At 38.8% G+C, this 4777-nt stretch carries 1 protein-coding gene and 1 rRNA gene; both read right to left on the bottom strand.

Translation table 11 applies throughout. The annotated features are described in order from the left end of the window. Positions 1 to 291: 291 nt before the first annotated feature. Positions 292 to 1794 (bottom strand): 16S ribosomal RNA (locus NBE98_RS00055). Between the two features lie 1774 nt (positions 1795 to 3568). Continuing rightward, complete coding sequence (gene tuf, locus NBE98_RS00060; protein WP_250811131.1) at positions 3569 to 4762, bottom strand: elongation factor Tu; 1194 nt, start codon at positions 4760 to 4762, stop codon at positions 3569 to 3571. Positions 4763 to 4777 lie beyond the last annotated feature (15 nt).

The raw sequence follows: 4777 nt of genomic DNA on the forward strand, positions 1-4777 counted from the left end.
GTTGCACTTTTAGAACATGCTTAAATCTATCACTAAACTTAAGACTTTTATTTATGAAGTAATTAAAACGCGAGTAATCATTACTTCATTCGCGAAATTGTATACCCTTTTAATTACTATATAGTAGTTAGTTTGAGTATAACAATTTATTAATTGTTTAATCTGTGCAATTTTCAAAGAACAATTGAGATTTACCTACAGTCTTTCGACTATTGGTCTCTCAAAATTAAACAGAGATTTAAGGATTTCCAGCTACCAGTTGTTCAATGAACAATCTGGATTTCTCCATAGAAAGGAGGTGATCCAGCCGCAGGTTCTCCTACGGCTACCTTGTTACGACTTCACCCCAATCGCTACCCCCACCTTCGGCCGCTGCCTCCATACGGTTAGCTCACGGACTTCGGGTGTTGGCAACTCTCATGGTGTGACGGGCGGTGTGTACAAGGCCCGGGAACGTATTCACCGCGACATTCTGATTCGCGATTACTAGCAACTCCGGCTTCATGCAGGCGAGTTGCAGCCTGCAATCCGAACTGGGATCGGTTTTATAAGTTTTGCTCCACCTCGCGGTATTGCGTCTCATTGTACCGACCATTGTAGCACGTGTGTAGCCCTAGACATAAGGGGCATGATGATTTGACGTCATCCCCACCTTCCTCCGCGTTAACCGCGGCAGTCTCGCTAGAGTGCTCAACTTAATGGTAGCAACTAACGACAAGGGTTGCGCTCGTTGCGGGACTTAACCCAACATCTCACGACACGAGCTGACGACAACCATGCACCACCTGTCTTCCTGCCCCGAAGGGCTTCCCGCATTACCGGTAATTCAGGAGATGTCAAGTCTAGGTAAGGTTCTTCGCGTTGCTTCGAATTAAACCACATGCTCCGCTGCTTGTGCGGGCCCCCGTCAATTCCTTTGAGTTTTAATCTTGCGATCGTACTCCCCAGGCGGAATACTTATTGTGTTAACTGCGGCACGGAGGTCATGATAACCCCCACACCTAGTATTCATCGTTTACGGCGTGGACTACCAGGGTATCTAATCCTGTTTGCTCCCCACGCTTTCATGCCTCAGCGTCAGTTACGGTCCAGAAAGTCGCCTTCGCCACTGGTGTTCTTCCTAATCTCTACGCATTTCACCGCTACACTAGGAATTCCACTTTCCTCTCCCGCACTCTAGATACCCAGTTTCAAATGCAGTTCCCAAGTTAAGCTCGGGATTTTCACATCTGACTTAAGCATCCGCCTACGCATCCTTTACGCCCAGTAAATCCGGACAACGCTTGCCACCTACGTATTACCGCGGCTGCTGGCACGTAGTTAGCCGTGGCTTCCTCCTCTGGTACCGTCATTATCGTCCCAGAAGACAGAGCTTTACAACCCGAAGGCCTTCTTCACTCACGCGGCGTTGCTGCATCAGGCTTTCGCCCATTGTGCAATATTCCCCACTGCTGCCTCCCGTAGGAGTCTGGACCGTGTCTCAGTTCCAATGTGGCCGTTCACCCTCTCAGGCCGGCTACGCATCGTCGCCTTGGTGAGCCGTTACCTCACCAACTAGCTAATGCGCCGCGGGTCCATCTTGTAGCGGATTGCTCCTTTGATACATTCTTCATGCGAAGCATGTATGTTATGCGGTATTAATCTTCCTTTCGGAAGGCTATCCCCCTCTACAAGGCAGGTTACCCACGTGTTACTCACCCGTCCGCCGCTGGGAACCGAAGTTCCCCGCTCGACTTGCATGTGTTAGGCACGCCGCCAGCGTTCGTCCTGAGCCAGGATCAAACTCTCAATTTAAAAGTTTGAATCTTTTAAGCTCATCGCTTACTTGTTTTTAGAAGTTTTTCAACTTCAAAAGAATTGCTGGTCATTTACCTTTATATTCTCTGTTTAATTTTCAAAGACCAATTTGTTTGCCGTCATCTGACAGCTTTTATATCTTATCATTTCAGTTAGGGTTTGTCAATAGCTTTTTTGCATTTTTTTAATCTTTTAAAGTTATTATCAAAACCTACAATTAATTTGTCACTTGATTTAGCGACGTGTTTTATAATAACACATATTGCTATTTTACTTAAATTAAAATTACTAAATTTCTTAACTTATTCTTATTATTCTTTACTTTTCTCTTAATTACTCATCAATTCCCATATTGATACACTAGGCAAAGTATTCATGTTTACTTAGCAATAGTATGTGTAAACATACAGGTATATAAAATAATTTTATTTTATATACCTTAGTAATTTTACCTTACATTCTATCAATAACTTTATGTAAATGTTAGTAAATATGATAAATAGTTATTCAAGAAATAACTATAAGGAGGATTAAAATGATTATTGGTGGAGTAAGCATTTTTGGTCTTGCTAGAAATTCTATGGTAAGTAATTCATATCAGCTGTTTAGTATATACTAGCATCCCCCACTGGAATTATACCTATTTCTATCTTTGCTGCTAAATTAGGAAGAGTGAGGGGCAGAAAATTTTGTTCTGTCAACTATATTATAACATCCGTATTAAATATACTATCTCTATTTTGTTTAACAATTTCTCAGACTCTAGCTTCTGGTACTATTATTTCAATATTTATTGAATTAATATAATATAGGCTAGGCCTACTTACTGTTGTATATACTGTTATGGTAAGTCAATAGGCTGATGCTTTCACTGACTTATTTTAAAGGTCAGTTATTTTTTTGCTTACTAATCTCTTTGAATTTTGCTGTTATGTAAGCTGGGTTTGCTACTTTTGTTAATAAAATTCCATCAGCAAAAATGGGCTTTTTAACTATTCTCAGTCTAATACTGCAATATATTATAAATTTTATCTGTGATATATTCTTGTCGTTATTTTCCCTTATACCTGCTATTATCTGTATTGTAGCTTTTGTTTCATTCCCAAAAATTCAGCCTGAAATTTTACTTTCTACAGTGATTTTTAACTATTCACCTTCTATTATTGCCATTATATTGTTCGCAGCTATAGTACCTTCCACTATATGTAACTCTTCCTCCGATATGCTCTATGTTTTGACTATATTTACTAAAGCTATAGTACAAAGATATTTAAATTAAGATATATAAAATAAAGCTATAATAAATATTACGAGCACAATGAATATAATTACAGGATTATCATCTAGGATAATTATTTTATTTCAAATAAACATAATTACATTAAGTCTATTTTTATTTATGTTTAGTGAAACCGACTCTCTTTGGCCATTTTATTCGGACATTCCTGAAAAAAAGCATCAAAACATCTGGGGATTGCTTCATTAATCGTTGGATGTACTGCAGGTATCTATAGACAAATACTTAAAGAACCCTATAAAATATTAGAAATTCTAGAATCATTAATTTTAAGTTTAGCAGCCTCTTTAAACTACACTTACAGAAAATAATATCTCAAATAATCAAATTCCACATTTTCATTATAAGTTTCATCAAAAATAATAAAAAAGGAAGGGCGTCCCCTTCCTTTTCAATGTAAGTATACTTACTTTATTAATGTACACTAATTTTTTATACTATCGCAGATAACAATCATCTGCATAATTGTTAAAACTATTTAACTATTGTAGTAACAACGCCTGAACCTACTGTTCTTCCGCCTTCTCTGATAGCGAATCTTAGTCCTTCATCCATTGCTACTGGGTTGATTAACTCAACATTCATATCTATGTGGTCTCCAGGCATAACCATTTCCATTCCATCTGGAAGTTTGATTGATCCTGTAACGTCTGTTGTTCTGAAATAGAATTGTGGTCTGTATCCATCAAAGAATGGTGTATGTCTTCCGCCTTCTTCTTTTTTAAGTACGTATACTTGACCTACAAATTTTGCGTGTGGGTTAACGCTTCCTGGCTTTGCTAGAACTTGACCTCTTTCGATTTCTGTTCTTTGGATACCTCTTAATAGTGCTCCTATGTTATCCCCTGCCATTGCTTGATCAAGAAGCTTTCTGAACATTTCTACTCCTGTACATACTGTCTTCTTTCTCTCTTCGGTTAATCCTACTACTTCGATTTCGTCTCCAACCTTTAGTATTCCTCTTTCAACTCTTCCAGTTGCAACTGTTCCTCTACCAGTGATTGTAAATACATCTTCTACTGGCATTAAGAATGGCTTATCTGTTGCTCTTTCTGGTGTTGGGATATAGCTATCTACTGCATCCATTAGGTCCATTATACATTTTGTTGCTTCTGGATCTGTTGGGTTCTCTAATGCCTTTAATGCTGATCCTGTTATTACTGGTATATCGTCTCCTGGGAATTTATACTCGCTTAATAGCTCTCTTACTTCCATTTCAACTAATTCTAGTAATTCTGGATCATCTACCATATCTGCCTTGTTTAGGAACACTACTATGTAGTCAACTCCTACTCTTGATGCTAGAAGTATGTGCTCTCTTGTTTGAGGCATTGGTCCATCTGCTGCTGAACAAACTAGTATTGCTCCGTCCATTTGCGCTGCTCCTGTTATCATGTTCTTTACATAGTCAGCGTGTCCTGGACAGTCAACGTGCGCATAGTGTCTGTTATCTGTTTGATACTCAACGTGCGCTGTGTTGATTGTGATTCCTCTTTCTTTCTCTTCTGGTGCCTTATCTATTTCGTCATACTTGAACGCTTCTGCATATCCTTTATTTGCTAATACTGTTGTAATAGCTGCTGTTAATGTTGTCTTTCCGTGGTCTACGTGTCCTATTGTTCCAATGTTTACGTGTGGCTTATTTCTTTCAAATTTTGCCTTTGACATTTCTTTGTTCCTCCT

The organism is Clostridium swellfunianum, assembly GCF_023656515.1.
Lineage (GTDB): Bacteria > Bacillota > Clostridia > Clostridiales > Clostridiaceae > Clostridium_AT > Clostridium_AT swellfunianum.

Bases quoted from the DNA above. Each gene is read 5' to 3' on its own strand.
- tuf (WP_250811131.1), bottom strand. From the start codon at position 4,762: ATGTCAAAGGCAAAATTTGAAAGAAATAAGCCACACGTAAACATTGGA.